Below are 17,950 nucleotides of genomic sequence, written 5' to 3' on the forward strand. Positions count from 1 at the left end.
AATAAAATGCATGCTGGACAGCGAACAGGGGTAAAAATGAAAAATGCTCAGATACCGCGAGGGTATCGCTCATCCGTCTCATCCGGTCGCTGTTCGCGAGGGAACCATGCAAGTTCATGATCGGCATTAATTTCGATATCAACGACGCCGCTTTCTGGAATATCCTCATCATGATTATGCATACACTGAACAGACTCACCAGTCTCAAGTTCAACTTCGTATAGGAACGTCGGACCGAGATACCGACGAGCAACAACCTCTCCACACCCATACTCGTTAATTTGTTTGTCAGCATGTTCATCAACTGTTGTCCCGGAAATCGGACTCGATGTGGTTTTGGTCGTATTCGTGAACTGAGTATGAGTACCGGCACCGTCAGCGGTCATATTTCCGTGGTCCGTAGTTTGTCTGTCATTCCTATCCGGATTGCTCCGACAGACGCTCACATCATCTGGACGGACAAGAAGATCAATACGCGTTTGATTGTATTCTGATGCAAGTCCGTGAATCTGCTCGCGCGGCACCGTTCCAACCTCTGTCTGTACCACATCACCGGAGACATATCCCGGAATAAAGCTTGCATATCCAAGGAAGCTCGCGACGAATCGTGATTCTGGATGCTGGAACACTGCCTCTGGTCTACCAACCTGCTCAATATGGCCATCACTCATCACCGCGACACGATCAGAGATAGAAAGCGCCTCTTCTTGATCATGTGTCACCGAAATAGCTGTGACTCCTGCTTCTTTCAGGATTCGACGTACTTCTTCTCGCATGGCAACTCGTAAGTCTACGTCAAGGTTTGAGAATGGCTCATCAAGTAATAAAATATCGGGTTCAGGAGCGAGCGAACGAGCGAGTGCAACGCGCTGCTGTTGACCACCTGAGAGTTCATCAGGATAACTTTCACTTTGGTCTGGAAGATCAACTAATTCAAGTAATTCATCAACACGATGATCAGTTTCAGCTGAAGAGTGGTCTGTCAATCCGAAAGCAACGTTTTCGCGTGCGGTGAGGTGTGGAAAGAGTGCGAACTCCTGAAACACAACCCCGACACCGCGTTGCTCTGGCGGAACAAATGAAGATCCAGTTACATTTTTGCCGTTGAGACGCACTGTACCACCATCTACAGCTTCAAGTCCGGCAATCAGTCTCAGCGTGGTTGTTTTTCCACACCCAGAGGGTCCTAAGAGAGTCAGAATCTCACCAGAATTCACCGATAATGAGAGGTGATCAACTACAGTCTCCGTCCCGTAATGTTTCTGTAAATCACACAATTCGAGAACCTCATCTGTGTGATTATTCTCATCACTTACAGGTGATCGGCGCGTCTTCTGAGTTGTTTTTGAACTATTCATCTGTTCGTCTGAATGCGAGTTTGTGTGTGATTGTGCACTATTTGACATCATATCCCTCCTGTGTAAGGATGACAAGCATTGAGATTCCTGATACCGCTAAGAGTACAAGCGCCGGAACAGCCGCCTGTCCAAAGTACCCAGATTTGTATGCTGCCCAAATGTGGGTCACAAGCGTCGTAAATCCCGCTGGTCGTAATAATAGTGTTGCTGGAAGTTCTTTCATTGTTGTCAGAAAGACCAGTGCTGCGCCACCGAGAAGTCCCGGCGCAACGAGTGGGAGCGTGACATATCGGAAGGCTCCGACAGATGACTGTCCAAGTGTTCGCGCAGCCTCAGGAAGCGACGGATCAACAGCGAGGAACGACGCTCGCAGTGACCCGACTGATTGTGGGAGAAATCGGACGACATATGCGAAAATAAGCAGATAAAGTGTTTGATAAATCGGGGCAGCATACGAAGTTCCAAAGTAAACAAGTGCCAATCCAATGACGACGCCTGGGACAGCATATCCAACGTATGTAAAACGCTCAAACGCTGATGGAAGAAATCCGTCATGACGGGCTGAAAGATATGCAACTGGGATACCACCGATAACAGCAACACCAGCAGTTGCGGTAGCGACCGTGATTGAATTACCGATGTATCTCCATTGAAATGCAAGCGATTCGCTTACTGTCGCTGAGGCTGTCCCAAGCCATGAAATAAGGATAATGACGGGAACGACAAGCGCGAGTGCAGAAACACCAGCTGGCAGTATCATTGCCGGAAGTCGCCAGCGCCCAAGAGAGACAATATCACGAGATCGACCGCCTACAGAGGTTCGTTCTTCACCGCGGATTCGTGATTCAAGCCAGAGTATAAAAAGTGTCACTGCAACTAATTGCAATGACAGCAGTGTCGCTGTGTCACGACCGAATGCCCCGAATTCAACATATATAACACGAGTAAATACATCATAACGCATAATCGAGGGCGTTCCAAAGTCTGAAAGCACATATAACGACGAAAGAAGCGCTCCAGCAGCGACTGCCGGTCGGATTTGTGGAATAGTAACACGGCGGAATGTTGCCCAACGTCCGTGATCCAGTGTTCGAGCGGCATCAACCAGTGTTGTATCCATTGATTTGAGCGATGCCCGTGTCGTAATATATACATATGGATACGTATATAAACTAAGAACGAGCACCGTCCCGGCAAGTCCATATATTTCTGGTATTTGCTCAATCCCAATCGGAGAGAGGAGTCGTTGAAATCCACCACGAGGACCAAATGCTGACACAAAAGCGAATGCACCAACATAACTTGGGATAACAAGTGGCAATGACACCGCAACAGTCCAAACACGACTAAAGAGAAGGTCTGTCCGAACAGTTAGATATGCTAGTGGAACCCCCAAAAGAACACAGATCGACGTTGTTAAGATAACCAAAACGGCGCTATTAATGAGTATTTGGATCGTTGTTGGTCGTGTGATAAGCCCAATCGCATTCTTAATGCCAACATCACTGCCAGTTCGAAGAAGCCAAATAAACGGAATCACGGCTGCAGCAGCAACCGCACCCGCGGCAACAGTAAGTCCAAGAGGAAGTGATGACTCATCATCAGCAGCGTCAGGACCAGTGTTAGCGTCGGTATCAGTTTGATATTCGGTTGCCATTTTATTCCTCAGACATGTCGGACATTATATAATATATCTAGTCGTTCTTAGTGTCAGTGATTGAGCCCTGCTATTATATTGATGCAGCGATTCTTCATCAGAGGACACCCGTTTCTCGAAGCAGCGTAATGGTTCTCTCAAGATTTGACAGTTCTGTTAGATTGATACTTTCCGGTGGATTCAACGAGTCAATTGACGGGAGTCGTCCAATCGGTTCAATCTCGGGAACAAGAGGATACTCAAATGTTTTCCGGGCGAAGTAATCTTGTGCTTCTGCAGAAAGGAGATGTCGGACGAAATTTGATGACAGAGTAGTATCACTTGCGGTATCAAGCATACAAGCACCAGCGACATTGAATATTGCACCAGCATCATTCTGAGTAAATGTCGTTCGAAGCGGTGCATCAGTCGTTCGACGAGCAAGGACGCGTTGAATATAATAATGATTTGTGAAACCAACGGCTATTTCACCGTCAGCGACCGCCCGGGCAATCTGGAATTCATCAGCATACGATTGAGCGTTAAGCTCCTGCATACCACGAAGCCACTGTCGTGTATCAGATTCTCCTTCAAGAAGCCGCATCGCCGTAATAAATGCTTGAAATGATGAGTATGTTGGTGCCCAACCAAGTTGTCCATCAAACTCGGTTGTATCTGGGAATGACATGATATTCGTTGGAATTGACGATTCAGTGAGTATGTTTGTGTTGTATGGGATAGCCCGCGCACGCCCAGATGTGCCAACCCATGATCCATCTGGTGACTGAAATGCCTCAGGAACAAGTGATAATGTCTCATCTGCAAGTGACTGTGTCCGCTCACGGGTTGCGAGTGCACCTAGTGATCCGGCATTCACCGAATAGAATACATCTCCTGGACTATTTTGTCCCTCGGTGATAATTTGATTAACAAGCTCACTCGCTGAATTATATAGTGGGCGAATAGTCAATTCAGGATATCGATCTTCAATGAAACTGAGTAGTTCCCCGACAAGTGCCTCACCACGACCTGAATACACTGTCAATTCGCCAGCGAGATCAGGCATCTCCGACATTGAAACACCATCAGAGATATCTCGCTCACCGAAAGGAGAACGCCCAGACCCAATTTGCTCACTATCTGATGTCCCCATAGGTGATGATACCTCAGCTTCTGTCGTCGTTCCTGTTTCATTATCGCCGGCACTACCACAACCGGCAGCAGACCCAATTCCGGCAACGGCTGCGGCCTGAAGAAAGCGTCTTCGTGTGCGAGAGTGTGTCCCAACGGTTGCTCGCTCGTCGGTCCGGCTGATATCTCCCATGTCTGTTTTAGGTCCGCCTAAATCTTATATACCTTGCGATTTCGTGGGCGGGAAGAGAGTCTCTTATTCAAAACGGCGACTATTGATATCAACTTGGGTAGGAATAAATCATTACAGTCATACCGTATGATGTGAATTCACTCGCCCACTCGCGCAGTATCAGTATGTGGTGTGTGTTCAATTGGTGCTGTCGTCTCAGAGAGCTTCTCAAGACAACAAAGCCAGTCAAGCCAGTATTCACCGCAATGGTTCAGAAACGCACCATTTGTTAGTTGTTCGAAATCGCCCTCAGATAATGCAGTTGCCATCGCTGTTGCCGCTTCAGTCCATGTTGTTGCATCTGCACTAACGTCATCAATAATACTCCAGACGTGTTCATTGAGCTCAAGTCCAGGTGCCTCATTCATCAAATCATCGAACGTTGAGCGGGCAGCTTTTTCATGGATGCAAAGTGGATATCCGCTGATCAACTCCTTCCCGAGGATATCCGCAGCACGCTTAAGAAAAATACCTGACCAAATATCATCGAACCGTCCGACGTCCCATTCATTATCGTCCATTGGGAGTTGATAGAATGCTGGAATCACCTCCCGTTCAAATGCCAGGTTCATCGAACAGACCGTGAGGTACTGTCCTGGGGCTGCAATAAAGTCGCCATCAAAATGTGATTGTTTCGTTCGTGTCTGTGCCTGTCCATGAAGATCGCCATCCATGAGAATTCGAACGGCATCAAGATCGGGGACATCTGTCCAGAGTCCCTGTGAGGCGACAACATCAGTTAGTTGATGTTGACCTGTCTCGATAGTTTCATTCATTGCTGAATATGGATACCCCCGTGGGTATAACCCATGATTATCAATGTCTTGATATAACACGTTTACCCACCGTTCGTCTGAGTGGACAGATTCAATGGCATCAGTTCGATCAAGATTGTGCAGATGTCGGGCAAAAAAGTCCCACTCTGAGTGCGGTCGGGTGTCATCGTCGATGAAGAACCCCTGTTTAAACTGTTCATTTGCCCATAGATAGAGAAGACCAAAGCTTGTTTGAGCATGTGATTTCGCTGGAATAAGATGTATATATTGACTTAGTCCATGGGCATCAAACCATGCCTCACGACGAGTCTCATCATACACTGCCCCATCAACACCTGCTGTGTCAAGCATTTGTTTCATTCCACTCACATCACAGTCATCTTCAGTAACGAGAAGGACAAATAGTCGGTCAAGATCAAATCCGTGACTTCGAGCATTCTCGAAATATGATTTCATTCGGTCGTACGTGCGGATAGTGGGAATAATGACGCAAATATCTGAGCGCATTATACTCAATTTTTAGGCAAGCCTAAAGTTACTGTCGAAACAGCACGTCAGGATAATCATCATGACAGACGCTGGCAAAATTTAGGGGTTTGAACGCAGGATAGTATACATCCAGCATTGTTTTGAGTCTCACTGTATTAGGATAGATATGCCTGAATATGACTCGGTATTGATATACGACGGTGAGTGTCCATATTGTTCAATCGCCGCACGAGCACTCGAGCGGCTTGATGCAGTCGGTGCCATTTCATGGTATGATGAAACAGCACAGCAATTTCTCGAAGCACAGTTCGATGAAACACCATTTGCGATGTTTTTTGTTGACAATCGTTGTGATCAAGTGTATGCAGGACGAGCTGCTGCTGAGGAACTAGCTCAACGAGCAAGTATGCCAGACATTGTAAGTCAGTTAGTGCGCAAGAATTATGATCAGATTGCAAGCCTTGTCGGAACTGCAACTGGACGGGGGCGTGATCCTGACGATTATCATGAAATATACCCGCTGAAAAAGACGGCAGCTTCGGTGTTTAGTTCACTTGCTGCGTCCTCAACAACACAGGCATCCGCTTGATATTCTTCACGCGCTGAAGATTCAGGCTTTTTTGTTGACTCTTCATGACTCCGACACCGGGTACTCTTCCAGATTAATCGAATTTTTATTATATCAAGATAATCGAAGAGGCGATAGATTGTCTCTTATTATATCAATATGAATCCAATTGTAATCAGTCCAGCAGCCATTGCAGCGGAGACTGACCCAATTGGAATTGGGGCAGGAACTGCTCCGCCAGGAAGTTACGTGCTATGTGTAAATTTGGACGCTCCGACATCAATGACCATTGGCGCTCATGGAACGGCAGTATTCCCTGCGGGTGGGTACGCGTACGTTGGAAGTGCTTTTGGATCAAATGGACTCGGGCGTGTTGACCGATATCGGCGTGTGGCTATGGGGATACATGATGTTACACACTGGCATATTGATTATCTCATCAGTCATCAGAATGCATCACTTACAGCCATTGTCGTCGCCCCAGGGGCTGACATTGAATGTGCGATTGCCTCATCATTACTCAGTCGAATGAAGGAGCCGCCACTCGAAGGATTTGGCTCATCTGATTGTACCTGTACAACACATCTCTTTATTTCAGGCTCTGCCACGCACATATGCAATCAGTGCAGTACTGTCATTCAGGAGCTGAGCGCCTCCAGCAACTAAACTACCTCACCCTTACTCGCTCACTCCGTTCATTCCTTGAGGTCGGGGGCTCCAGCTTGAAATGCTGAAGCCGGAAATTACGGAGAATCGAGGAGAAAGCCTCGCGCTTCAGCGCGGGGAGGATGTCAATGCGCACAGCGGTGCGGAGAACTCACTATCCCCATGATGTTGTAATTATTTATAAATATTCACGGCTAGCATGGATGTTAATAGAGGACACATATCATTGATCTAGGAGTATGCATTATCGAAATCATATGAGGATAAACTGATATTGGCGTGGACATCGTCGCGTCGGTTCGGGCAAATCCGTCGTCAACGATGATATGCCATGTGAGAAGACCTCATATGAACGCCGGTCGTCAGAGGCACCCCGGCGATCATAAGTATGATTCGACTTCACTTATACTCATCCAATGATGCATTGGCTCACGATGTGAGCGATCTTTCAAGTGATGAGCAACATAATCATACAATGAATCTATACACGTATTTGAGTATCAGCGCTTGATATCTCTTTAGCTGAATACAGTCATTCAGTAACCGCGTCTGCAAGTAATTCAACAGGATGTGGTGGGTCATCTCCGTCTGGTCGATCGCCAATCTGTGATCGACATGATGCCCCGGGCGCGATGACAACATCCCCGTCACTATCGTCAATCTGATCGAATAGGATCTCTCCAATGGCTTGTGACATTGAGTAATGCTCTGCCTCGTACCCGAAACTCCCTGACATTCCACAGCATGTTGAGTCGAGTGGGTCTACCTCATAACCTGCACGGCGCAAAACACCAACAGTATGGTGGTCTTTCTTTGTTGATTTTTGATGGCAATGCCCGTGATATGTTAATGACGGTGCTGTTCCATTGACCATGTTAGTATGCCCTGCATCAGCAAGTAACCGGAATGTATCAATATATTCCATCACCCCATATGTGTTTTCTGCGACACGTTCAACATCTGATCCTGAGAGGAGATCAAGATAGTCACGCTGGAACATGACCGCATCAGATGGCTCAACAACGACAACATCCCATCCATCAGCGATACGTGGTGAAAGGGCATTGATATTTGTTTGTGCGCTTTCTCTTGCTTTTTCAAGAAATCCTTTCGAGTGTGGTGGTCTTCCAGATCCAGTCACATCATCCGGAATCTGGATATGAACTCCGAGTGACTCAAGAGCATTAACCGCTGCTTGACCTGCCTCAGGATGATTATAATTTGTATATGTATCTGGGAATAATAAGACTCGATGAGTTGCTTCATTTGCGGGAATAGCTGCGCCACCGCGTTGTTCAAACCAATCAACGAAACTTCGACGATGGAATGGCGGCAGTGTCCGCTCACGCGCGATTCCCAGTAGTTTTTCTTGAAGAATTCCACTTCCAGGCACCTGCTGGGCAAGATTTGAAAGTGGAGCGAATTTTGATCCAAGCTTTAGTACTGTGGTCACATTCGCGAATAGCTTATCACGGAAGCTCGAGCCATTTCGCTGGTGATATTCGTGTGTAATCTCTGCTTTCATTTTCGCCATATCGACGCCACTCGGGCAGTCTTTTGCACACCCTTTACACCCAATACAAAGATCTAGTACTTCCTCGACAAATTCATCCTCGAACAATTCGTTTTCATCAAGACTCCCGCTCATTGCCTGACGAAGCATGTTTGCCCGACCACGGGTACTTTGAATCTCCTCCTCGGCTGCCCGATACGTTGGACACATTACACCACCTGTCGTCTCTTGTGGACCACGACATCCGCCACACCCATGACAGAGTTCAGCCATCCCTTCGAATCCATTTTCGACCTCCCAGTTCATTGTCGGTTCAAATCCAGCGTCAAATTCGTATTCAGGGTCAAACCGGAGATTTGCAGTCGGTGCATGTTCACCACAAATATTTCCTGGATTCAATAACCACTGAGGGTCAAATGCAGACTTCAGTTCACGAAACACATCCCAGAGTTCATCGCCGTAGAGTTTTCGATTCCACTGCGTCCGTGCACGACCATCACCATGCTCGCCTGAGATAGATCCACCGTATTTCACCACAAGATCAGTCACTGCATCAGCGATTGATTCGAATGTCTCGACACCCTCAGCAGTTTTTGTATTAACTAATGGTCGAATATGAAGCACTCCCGGACCAGCATGTGCGTAGTAGGACGCAAATGTATCATGCTCATCAAGAATATCCTGAAAGTCAGAAACATACGCTGGGAGGTTTTCTGCTGGAATCGCTGTATCCTCAATATACGCAATATGCTTTTCATCACTGGTTCGTGAGAGAAGTATCGGAAGTCCAGACTTCCGCATCTTCCAGAATTTTTCACGGGTCTCAGCATCGTGAGCTTCCATCGATTGAATAGCTGTTTGATCTGTTGTCGTGATTGATGCAGCTCCAGGGTTTGGCTCAGCCTCCGTTTCGTCACCTGAGACACGGTCAGCAACAAGATCAGCAACCTGCTGACGACCGTGTTCATTAGTTTCAGCATAAAACTCAACGAGTAGAACGGCATCAGTTCCGTCTGGAAGGAGTCCGACAACATCCTCGAATTCAGCAGTTTCTCGAGCAAGGTCTAATAGAACATCATCCATCACCTCAACAGCGGCAGGATCATGTTCAAGTATTGGTGCAACATCTTCCATTGCACCTATTACATCATCGTACGTGAGTAATGCAACTGACTTTGTTTCCGGGATGGAGGCTAATGAGACAGTCGCCTGTGTGACTGTGGCAAGTGTTCCCTCTGATCCAGCAAGAAGGCGGGCAAGATTGACCGAACCAGGCTCACTCTGGGGATCAATAGCAGAATTATCAGGGAGACGGCGTTCTCCACGAAGTTCATCCACAAGCATGTCAAGATTATACCCTGAGACATTTCGTTTGAGATCCGGATATTTGCTTGCGATTTCATCAGCGTGATTAGTCAGGATCTGCGCGACCATTGCATATATTTGTGCTTCAATATCACCGTCAGGATCACCGCGCTGATGAAGAGTGTCCATGGTGACCTCACCAAATGTTGTGACAGTTCCATCCGCAAGGACGACCTCAACCGTCTCAAGATAATAGTCGGTTTTTCCGTACTGTAATGAATGTGCGCCGGTTGAATTATTCCCGATTGCTCCACCTAAGACTGATTTGTCTCCCCATGCAGGATCAGGTGCAAATTTGAGTCCATATGGTTCGGCTGCTGCATTCAAATCACCAAGCCGGACACCGGCTTGTGCAGTTGCTGTTTCGTTATCTGAATCAATTGTCTTGACATCATCCATATATCGTGAGAGGTCAATGACAACAGCCTCATTTACTGTCTGTCCAGCAAGACTTGTGCCACCACCACGGGGGAGAACAGGGATTTCTTGTGTTGCACAGTAGTCCATCACCGCAGAAACATCACTGGTATGTGCTGGCATTACAACTCCAATCGGTGTCTGTTCATACGCTGATGCATCAGTGGCATATAACTGGCGTGAATAAGTATCAAAACGAACATCCCCATCAACGCGAGCGTCGAGATCCTCCATCAATCCTGGTCGTTCAATATCATCACTGACGTAATCATATGTACCCTCACCAGCGGGATCAGACTCGCTACCTAGTGAGCGCTCGTCTACCGTGGATGGCGTATTTGTTGCCATTGTTGATGTGATTTATTCTGTCTCCTCTCATAAAAACCTCTATCATACACTCCCGTGTATGTAACATCTATTAATGTGTGTCGACTGATATTATTGAAATCGAGCATTATCCCGATATATCGTTGGTAGTTTTATGTGATATTTGGTAACAAACTACTAAATGGATAAAATCAGTTAATTATAAACAATCGTGGAGAAACGCAAAAATGTAGGCTGAGGGTTCAACGTTACATCGATATACATCGTTGTGTGCTGACCATCAGCCGATGCGGTAAATTGGGTATAAGTATACATCAAATAAATAACAATGAAATCAGATTTGTTCAATAACTTAATTTCGGTGCACATATGGTAGATATAACGCTCGCCGCTTTGGCAGTATTACCGCTCATAACGATTGCTGTGTTGATGGTAGGACTATACCAACCAGCAACGAGAACGATGCCCGTGGCATGGCTAATTGCTGCAGGTGTTGCATATATTGGTTGGGAGATGACTCCAACATTAATCGCTGCTGCGTCAATTCGTGGAGCGATGACAGCGACTCGTATTCTTATCATCGTATTTGGCGCCATTTTGCTATTATATACGCTGAGGCAATCTGGTGCATTTGATGTAATCAACGCTGGATTCTCATCAGTTAGTGATGATCGGCGTGTGCAGGTTGTATTATTGGTTTTCCTCATGGGTTCATTCATTGAGGGTGCTGCTGGGTTCGGAACACCAGCAGCAATTGTCGGTCCGTTGCTTGTTGGACTTGGGTTCCCGCCATTAGCTGCTGTTGTGGTTGCCCTAACTGGCAATATTCTTGCAATTACATTCGGAGCCGTTGGGACTCCTTTGATTATCGGTCTTCGTGATGTTGTATTTGCAGAAGGCACGAATGCAGCACCGCTCTTCTCGATAAGCCGTAACATCAATCTTGCCGGCGGATCATTGATCAGTCAACGATGGATCAAGAGTCTGCTCAAGTCTTCCTTCCATCACGAGAACGCTGCTTTGAGCGTCTCCGTCTCGCCCGCTTCGGCGAGACGGTGACGTGTGTCCACTGCGAGAGTGATGCGGTAGTCAAGCGAGGAACCACGGGGAAAGATGCCCAGCAGTACTGGTGTAAAAACTGTGAGACATACTTCAACGACCTCACAGACACGATTTTCGGCCAACATCGCTTTGAGCTTGAGGAGCTGTTCTATATGGTCAAGGAGATGCGATCTGAGACGACTGCTCAGATCGCCCGTGATCTTGACCGTGACTACGAGGCTGTCCTTGATTTCGTTCACGAAGTCCAGGAGACAAGCGGTAACATCGGAGAATTCGAGCTTTCGGAGGTGTGCGAGGCCGATGAGATCTACGTGACTGCCGGTGAGAAAGGACGCGAGGACGAGGATTCGAGTCCGCGCGAGCGCGGACTAAAAAAAAGGGACGCGGTGACTTCGAGGGAGACAAACCACCAGTCCTGACACTCGTCCGTCGGTCTGACGGACGAGTTCGATTCATCGTCTGCAAGGATCTACAGGAAGCCGACGAAGAAATCGCAGCCTACGGCGATGGCAGTGTTATTCTCTGTACGGATGGCTACTCGATCTACGAAGATATCGAGGAAAAGGAGGGGGTGGACGGCCATCTGACCGTCACCCACTCCGATACCTACGTCATCGGTGACGCTCACACGAATACTTGTGAGAACCGGCATAGTTTCCTTCGCCAGTGGCTGGCGAACTTCAGAGGCGTCTCGAAGCATCATCTACAGAAATATCTCAACTTCCTTGCACTGAAGCTCAATTCACCCGAAGATTGGTTCGAGAAACTCCTATGTTACAATGTATCGGGATGAGCGTGCAGCACAACAAATCATCACCTCAGGCGCGTATGAGAGCACTGGAGCGTATGTCGCTCAAATTGGTATTTGGGCGGCTCTCATTCATTCAATCGTCGGAATTGCGATTCCATTCATTGGTGTTGCAATGATGACACGATTTTTCGGCGAAGAGCGATCGATTAAACCCGCGATTGAGGTGCTGCCGTTGACGTTATTTGCATGGCTGTCGTTTATTATTCCATACAATCTGACAGCAATTTATCTTGGTCCAACATTCCCCGCGCTGCTTGGGGCGATGGTTGGATTAATAATTGTCACAACAACACTTCGGGCTGGATATTTCATTCCTGATAATACGTGGGACTTTGGACCGCAATCAGGGTGGCCTGATCATTGGGTTGGGTCAATTGAACCTGGGCGAGGGTTTGCATCCCAGTCCCGAGGCGATGAAGCGGTCGCGACTGATGGTGGGACTGCATCAGCATCACCCGCTGATTTACATAATAAAGATATGTCACTTTTGACAGCATGGACACCATATATTCTCGTCGCAGCATTGCTAATTGCAACGCGTGTTATTGGACCGGTGCAGTCATTCTTAGCTTCGACGGGTGTGCTTACATGGAATAATATTCTTGCAACGCCGTTTTCAGAGGGAATCGAACTGCTGTATCTTCCAGGGTCGTTGTTTATTCTTGTTGCAGTATTAACATATGCAATCCATGGCATGAGTACTGATGAAATCAAATCATCGTGGAGTGAGGCATTCCGAAATATTGCTCCGGCAGTTGTTGCACTTTGGTTTGCTGTTGCGACAGTCATGATTATGCAACGGTCAGGGAGTAGCGTTGTTCTTGAGAACGCTGCAGTTTCTGCTGGAATGCTCGGGTTACTATCAGAGTTGACAGCTGATGTGACAGGGATTGCATTCCCATTCTTCTCAGGATTTATTGGTGCATTCGGTGCATTCATCGCTGGATCGAATACCGTGAGCGACATTCTATTTGGATTATTCCAATTCCAAGCCGCACAGGATGTTGGAGCACCAACAGTAATCGTGGTCGCTGCACAAGCTGTCGGAGGTGCAATTGGAAATCTTATTGCAATTCATAATGTCGTTGCCGCCCTCACCGTTGTTGGACTTATTGGTGAAGAAGGTCGTGTGATCAGACTTGAATTAATCCCAGTGTTGTACTATGGCGTTGCAACAGGACTGCTGACACTGCTGTTTGCATACGTCATTGTTCCAGGGACGTTCTAAGATTCACCAGCGTCCGCAATTTATCGCGTATTTTACCTGAGATTAATTCTGATATCCGGACAAAACGCTGTTTTTTGATATATCGGCACAAAATAATCACGCTTCACTTAGAAGAATAAGTCATGAGTAGTAAATATTTGACATCCTCTCGCGCCTGAAGACGCCGGAATCTCACGACATTACCTATTGTTGAAACTTGAACAAGTCAGTTTCCTTGTCAAACAGGTACGTCGATAGCTGTGCCGACTAGCCGTTACTCCTGTCATCGCCATCCATGGCGAGACTCGGGGATACTTGTTATCAAATGTTCTCAGCACCGTTCACATAATCATTCGTAACCAATTTACACGCATATAGTGAATAATAATTGTGGGTTGTTGTGAACCTGCCTCGGGGTCACATCAATATCAAAGCCCCGAGACTTCCTGCTTTTTCGACAGAACTGACAGACCCACTCTCACTGAGAGAGTCGTTTCAGAGCGGTTCCGGTCTCTACAGATCGTTTAAAAATCGAAGATTTTCGTGATCACGAGATGCTTCGTCTCTCGGATGATGTTGATTTGGAACGCCCCCATCCCTCTCTGAGTTGGACAGTGCGTGGTGTCCGACCGCCCGTGTGATGAGACTTTCAGTCAGACACGCTGACAATCACCAACCATTCTAAATATTACGGGTCAATTAGCGGTGTCGGCTTCATCTGGGGTCAAGCCCTAAGACAGTCGCCTTGACAATCTGTATCATTAAATGGATTTTGAGACACTTGATTTGTAACATATAGCTGAGATGCTGTCGCGTTCTGAGTATATAAAAACGGCGTGAGCCGTTAGTGACGGCCCGTAATGTCTGTGCAATTTGATTCAGCAAACAGGCCGTCAGAAGACGTAACGGACGCCTCTAATATCAATTCTACTGATCTCGTCGCTGACGAACTGTACTCGCTGCTCGACGAAGTCGACAGCGAGTCGATTGCCGATGAGTTCAAGATTGGGCTCCATTCCGACAAACATGACTTCACGAACCACGTCAAGACGGTTGTTCGTGAGGGTCTTGACCCCTCCAGCTCACTCGCTGAACTTGAGGATAAAACCATTGTCGACGACTCACTCGAACACATGCCTAAATCACGGTTTTCAGAACTCACGAACGACCGCGACTACCGTGCGGTCGTTCGTCTCCTATTCGAGTTACTGCACACGCCACAGTTGTATCATCAACGTGGAGTTCAACGAAAACGACTGGGGTGGATGACACGAGGTGTTGTCGCTGTTGATGCCACAAACCTCGAACTTACGCGCTCTGTTGTCGTCTCAGACGAGTTCGTCGGAGACGATGAAGACATCTACGAGATAGACACGGATGGCGGAGGAGTTGAGCTTCACTGTGCCGCACGTGTAGACGGCAAACACAAGCATCCGCTTGGTGCAACTGTCACAGAAGGCGATACCCACGAAAGCCCGCAGTTCGATCTCCTTGAAGACGATGTCGAGGTCTTCGCAGACCTCGACTCGGTCATCTGGACGTTTGACCGTGCATACACGCGATATCTACGGTTCTGTGAGATCAAGCACAGTGACAATGATTTTGTCACACTGATGTACTCAGACGCTCGATTTGAACTCATTGAGACACTCGAAGAGTTTGAAGTCAGCATTACTCCCGAGAGAGGCGCTCAGCCAAGGGATTCTGCTGACGAATCGACACGGCAGGTTCGTGATGAGCGAATTGAGTTAGCCGAGACTGGTGAGGAGTTTCGTCGGATTGTTCTGAACGCGCCAGATGGAGAAGAGATCGAGTACCTGACGACGCTGGCGTCGTCAGCGTACGACCCTATCGATGTGATCAGTATCTACACGCTTCGAACTTGCATCGAGATTCTGTTTCGGGAGCTGAAGCAGTATCTCAACATCGAGAACTTTCACTCGAAATCGCTGAACGGCGTCTTGTTCGAGCTGTTCTGTGCGCTGATTGGCTACGTGCTTGTCGAGTGGTTCCGCCAGTGCCACCCAGTCAAGGGTGGCATGGCGCGTGCAATTCAACAAGTCCGGACCTTCTGGAATAAGACGCTGGATACGTTCGGCTGATTACCACTCAATCACCGGTGACAGCCGTCGCCCGCCAGCGACGGCTGTCGCCCGACCCGTGATTTTCCTCTTCTATGACCCTGAGACGCCGTTTCTCTCGGTCCAACATCTGGTTCATTGGCAGCTTTTCGGAGCTGAACACTCTCGACAATCCTGATCCAGCTACTCTCCGAGAGATTGATTTCTCCGGGGCTTTATTAACTCACTCGGCTCTGCACGTTTAAATAGGGGCGTGATGTAGGCAGCATTGAAACTTGATGCTGCCGATTACGGATTTCCTCTCGTGCACCGACGTGCTGGATGAATTCGACTCGCTATCATATCATCAAACGACTCACGCCAAAACGTACGTGACAGGTCTTGCTGCGGGCCGCAGCAAGACTGTAACCGGAATTGCACGAGAGGTCCTTCCTGCCGGAAGTGACCGAGCACTCAACAAGTTCATCACCGAATACGATTGGGATGAGGATCAGCTCAATCACGAGCGGTTAGAGGAACTGCAAAAACACGGAGAGACACGCTGGTCACAAAACGGCTATATCGTTATTGACGATTCAGTCATCCAGCGAACCGGGAAGTCCCTTCCCGGTGCTGGAGAGTTCTACGATCACTCTGAGGGTGAGCCTGTTTGGGGACAGAACCTCGTCTACGCGTTCTATACCGATGATAAAACGTCCTATCCACTTGCTTTTCGCCAGTACGAGAAGGTCGACGACGAGGACGAGGAAGACGAACAGGAGACAAAATACGACCTCGCACGAGAGATAATCACGGAATTAGAAGAAGAGGTAGGTGTGCCTGCGGGCACCTACCTCTTCGATGCATGGTTTGCTCATGACTCCGGTCTGATCGAACACGTCGAATCACACGGCAAGGACTGGATTGGACCACTACGGGGCAACCGACAGGTGACCTACGCGAACAAAGAGAGACGCGTCGATGCGCTCGAAGAGTGCATCGACAAGGAAGAGCGAGAAGTTGACGGTGAAACGTACAAAATTTGGACTAAGACAGTCCCTGTCTCGAAATTAGGTGAAGTTCGGCTGGTAATCACAGAGAAGGTTACCGATGAGGACAAAGAGAATCCAGTAAAGTATCTTGCGACGAGCAAGATTGACGCGCCTTCGGCACACATTATTCGGAGCTATTCGTACAGATGGCGAGTAGAGACATTCTTCGAGGACTCGAAAGAGGATCTTGGCTTAGGAGACTGCGAGGTTCGTGATTCTGACGGTGCCAGTCGTCACTGGCACCTTCAGATGCTGGCCTACAGCCTTCTTCGGCTTGGTCCGGAATCGAGCGCCTCGGAGCGACTTGTCTCGAAAGCCTCGTCGCTCCGATCACAACTCGAACACGGTCTCAAGGAGACGATCTACAACATGTTTTCCTGGGTGCGCGATCAACCAGACCGCGATCTCGATGGACTGATGGAAGACATTGACCACCTCTTTCTCCATTCTGAGGGTAGTTTATAAACGTGCAGAGTCGAGTAACTCAGAACGCGACAGCTGAGATGCGTCAATCTCAGGTGTATTATAATTTGATGATTGTGACTTTCCCACAATCCACTTACTGTTTGGGAGCATACAAATGATAATGAATGAGAGGCTTTTGACCGTCGGTATCGACCGGTGTCATCGCGCCGGTTTGGTGACCTCACGGTCAAGTGATGCAGCGAAACCTCCGGTAATTGCTCACACAGCGGGTGATGAGACAGCGGCATTATCTGATGAATCCTCGAACCACGATGAACGCCCAGTAATCGATGCTCGCGCATCAGAACCGCCAACACCAGAGACGCTGTTATCTTCAGGATGGTCTATTGCAATCGAGACAATCAGCGAAGTTGACCCGACGGTAGTACTCTCGCGCGTTTGGAACAACCAATCACATAATCGAGCAACGCTGTTCGTAACACCAACTCAGCAGGCAACAGCAAAAATTACGAATATACTAACCGCACCAGTTGGGGTTGTAGATAGTACCAATGATGGGCGACAGTTCTACCCTGGACCGGACCGGATTCCACTCGCTGAGGGCGGATATGCTGCTGTTCCAACGTCAGCACCTCTTTCATGGAATGAATCTCGAACAGCGTCGGGACAACCCGGACTGGTCGCTACAATCTCCGATGATGCTCCAGCAATCACATCGGAAGAGGACGGAAAAAAACAACGGAACAGGATGATGTTGAGATTGATCAAAGAAAAACAGCAGAATCTGGATCGACAGACGAGAAGACGTCAAGAAAGCCAACAACTGAACAGGAAGGTAAAGAAAATATAACAAC

At 47.9% G+C, this 17,950-nt stretch carries 11 protein-coding genes and 2 pseudogenes; 8 read left to right on the top strand and 5 right to left on the bottom strand.

The genetic code is table 11. The annotated features are described in order from the left end of the window. Positions 1–47: 47 nt before the first annotated feature. The 4 genes from HQRW_RS08205 to HQRW_RS08220 form a co-directional block, all read right to left on the bottom strand. Positions 48–1,358: an ABC transporter ATP-binding protein gene (locus HQRW_RS08205; protein WP_014556224.1), complete on the bottom strand. Its 1,311-nt coding sequence runs from the start codon at positions 1,356–1,358 to the stop codon at positions 48–50. Between the two features lie 37 nt (positions 1,359–1,395). Further along, complete coding sequence (locus HQRW_RS08210) at positions 1,396–3,015, bottom strand: ABC transporter permease (protein WP_014556225.1); 1,620 nt, start codon at positions 3,013–3,015, stop codon at positions 1,396–1,398. A gap of 97 nt (positions 3,016–3,112) precedes the next feature. Then, complete coding sequence (locus tag HQRW_RS08215; RefSeq protein WP_014556226.1) at positions 3,113–4,318, bottom strand: extracellular solute-binding protein; 1,206 nt, start codon at positions 4,316–4,318, stop codon at positions 3,113–3,115. 137 nt (positions 4,319–4,455) lie between these two features. Next, positions 4,456–5,640, bottom strand: coding sequence for a hypothetical protein (locus HQRW_RS08220; RefSeq protein ID WP_014556227.1), 1,185 nt, complete (start codon positions 5,638–5,640; stop codon positions 4,456–4,458). Between the two features lie 148 nt (positions 5,641–5,788). On the opposite strand from HQRW_RS08220, the gene HQRW_RS08225 reads away from it, so the two are divergent. Further along, on the top strand, positions 5,789–6,211 hold the full coding sequence (locus HQRW_RS08225) for a DCC1-like thiol-disulfide oxidoreductase family protein (RefSeq protein WP_014556228.1): 423 nt from the start codon (positions 5,789–5,791) through the stop codon (positions 6,209–6,211). 138 nt (positions 6,212–6,349) lie between these two features. Next, complete coding sequence (locus HQRW_RS08230; RefSeq protein ID WP_014556229.1) at positions 6,350–6,856, top strand: GIY-YIG nuclease family protein; 507 nt, start codon at positions 6,350–6,352, stop codon at positions 6,854–6,856. 532 nt (positions 6,857–7,388) lie between these two features. Here the strand turns inward: HQRW_RS08230 and HQRW_RS08235 are convergent. Continuing rightward, positions 7,389–10,499 (bottom strand): FAD-binding and (Fe-S)-binding domain-containing protein, encoded by a 3,111-nt coding sequence (locus tag HQRW_RS08235; protein WP_014556230.1) that lies wholly within the window; start codon positions 10,497–10,499, stop codon positions 7,389–7,391. 348 nt (positions 10,500–10,847) lie between these two features. Here HQRW_RS08235 and HQRW_RS08240 point away from each other — a divergent pair. From HQRW_RS08240 to HQRW_RS08270, 6 genes and pseudogenes are all read left to right on the top strand, one after another. Beyond that, positions 10,848–11,390 (top strand): annotated as a pseudogene (locus tag HQRW_RS08240) (L-lactate permease); the annotation flags it as partial. A 59-nt stretch (positions 11,391–11,449) separates the two neighbouring features. Further along, positions 11,450–12,333 (top strand): IS1595-like element ISHwa30 family transposase gene (locus HQRW_RS15075; protein WP_149031511.1). Its coding sequence is split into 2 segments (ribosomal slippage): positions 11,450–11,909 and positions 11,909–12,333, totalling 885 coding nucleotides; the frame shifts between segments, so codons are not numbered across the junction. Positions 12,334–12,370: 37 nt separating this feature from the next. Further along, positions 12,371–13,579 (top strand): annotated as a pseudogene (locus tag HQRW_RS08255) (L-lactate permease); the annotation flags it as partial. A gap of 839 nt (positions 13,580–14,418) precedes the next feature. Next, positions 14,419–15,660, top strand: a complete 1,242-nt coding sequence (locus HQRW_RS08260) for an IS4-like element ISHwa9 family transposase (protein WP_014555129.1) — start codon at positions 14,419–14,421, stop codon at positions 15,658–15,660. A 257-nt stretch (positions 15,661–15,917) separates the two neighbouring features. After that, positions 15,918–17,135, top strand: a complete 1,218-nt coding sequence (locus tag HQRW_RS08265) for an IS701-like element ISHwa4 family transposase (protein WP_014555765.1) — start codon at positions 15,918–15,920, stop codon at positions 17,133–17,135. Positions 17,136–17,256: 121 nt separating this feature from the next. Beyond that, entirely contained in the window at positions 17,257–17,946 is a 690-nt protein-coding gene (locus HQRW_RS08270) for a hypothetical protein (RefSeq protein WP_049891855.1), read from the top strand. The last annotated feature ends 4 nt before the right edge of the window (positions 17,947–17,950 follow it).

It is taken from the genome of Haloquadratum walsbyi C23, assembly GCF_000237865.1.
In the GTDB taxonomy this organism is placed as follows: Archaea; Halobacteriota; Halobacteria; order Halobacteriales; family Haloferacaceae; genus Haloquadratum; species Haloquadratum walsbyi.

Bases quoted from the DNA above. Each gene is read 5' to 3' on its own strand.
- HQRW_RS08205 (WP_014556224.1), bottom strand. From the start codon at position 1,358: ATGAATAGTTCAAAAACAACTCAGAAGACGCGCCGATCACCTGTAAGT.
- HQRW_RS08210 (WP_014556225.1), bottom strand. From the start codon at position 3,015: ATGGCAACCGAATATCAAACTGATACCGACGCTAACACTGGTCCTGAC.
- HQRW_RS08215 (WP_014556226.1), bottom strand. From the start codon at position 4,318: ATGGGAGATATCAGCCGGACCGACGAGCGAGCAACCGTTGGGACACAC.
- HQRW_RS08220 (WP_014556227.1), bottom strand. From the start codon at position 5,640: ATGCGCTCAGATATTTGCGTCATTATTCCCACTATCCGCACGTACGAC.
- HQRW_RS08225 (WP_014556228.1), top strand. From the start codon at position 5,789: ATGCCTGAATATGACTCGGTATTGATATACGACGGTGAGTGTCCATAT.
- HQRW_RS08230 (WP_014556229.1), top strand. From the start codon at position 6,350: ATGAATCCAATTGTAATCAGTCCAGCAGCCATTGCAGCGGAGACTGAC.
- HQRW_RS08235 (WP_014556230.1), bottom strand. From the start codon at position 10,499: ATGGCAACAAATACGCCATCCACGGTAGACGAGCGCTCACTAGGTAGC.
- HQRW_RS08260 (WP_014555129.1), top strand. From the start codon at position 14,419: ATGTCTGTGCAATTTGATTCAGCAAACAGGCCGTCAGAAGACGTAACG.
- HQRW_RS08265 (WP_014555765.1), top strand. From the start codon at position 15,918: ATGCTGCCGATTACGGATTTCCTCTCGTGCACCGACGTGCTGGATGAA.
- HQRW_RS08270 (WP_049891855.1), top strand. From the start codon at position 17,257: ATGAATGAGAGGCTTTTGACCGTCGGTATCGACCGGTGTCATCGCGCC.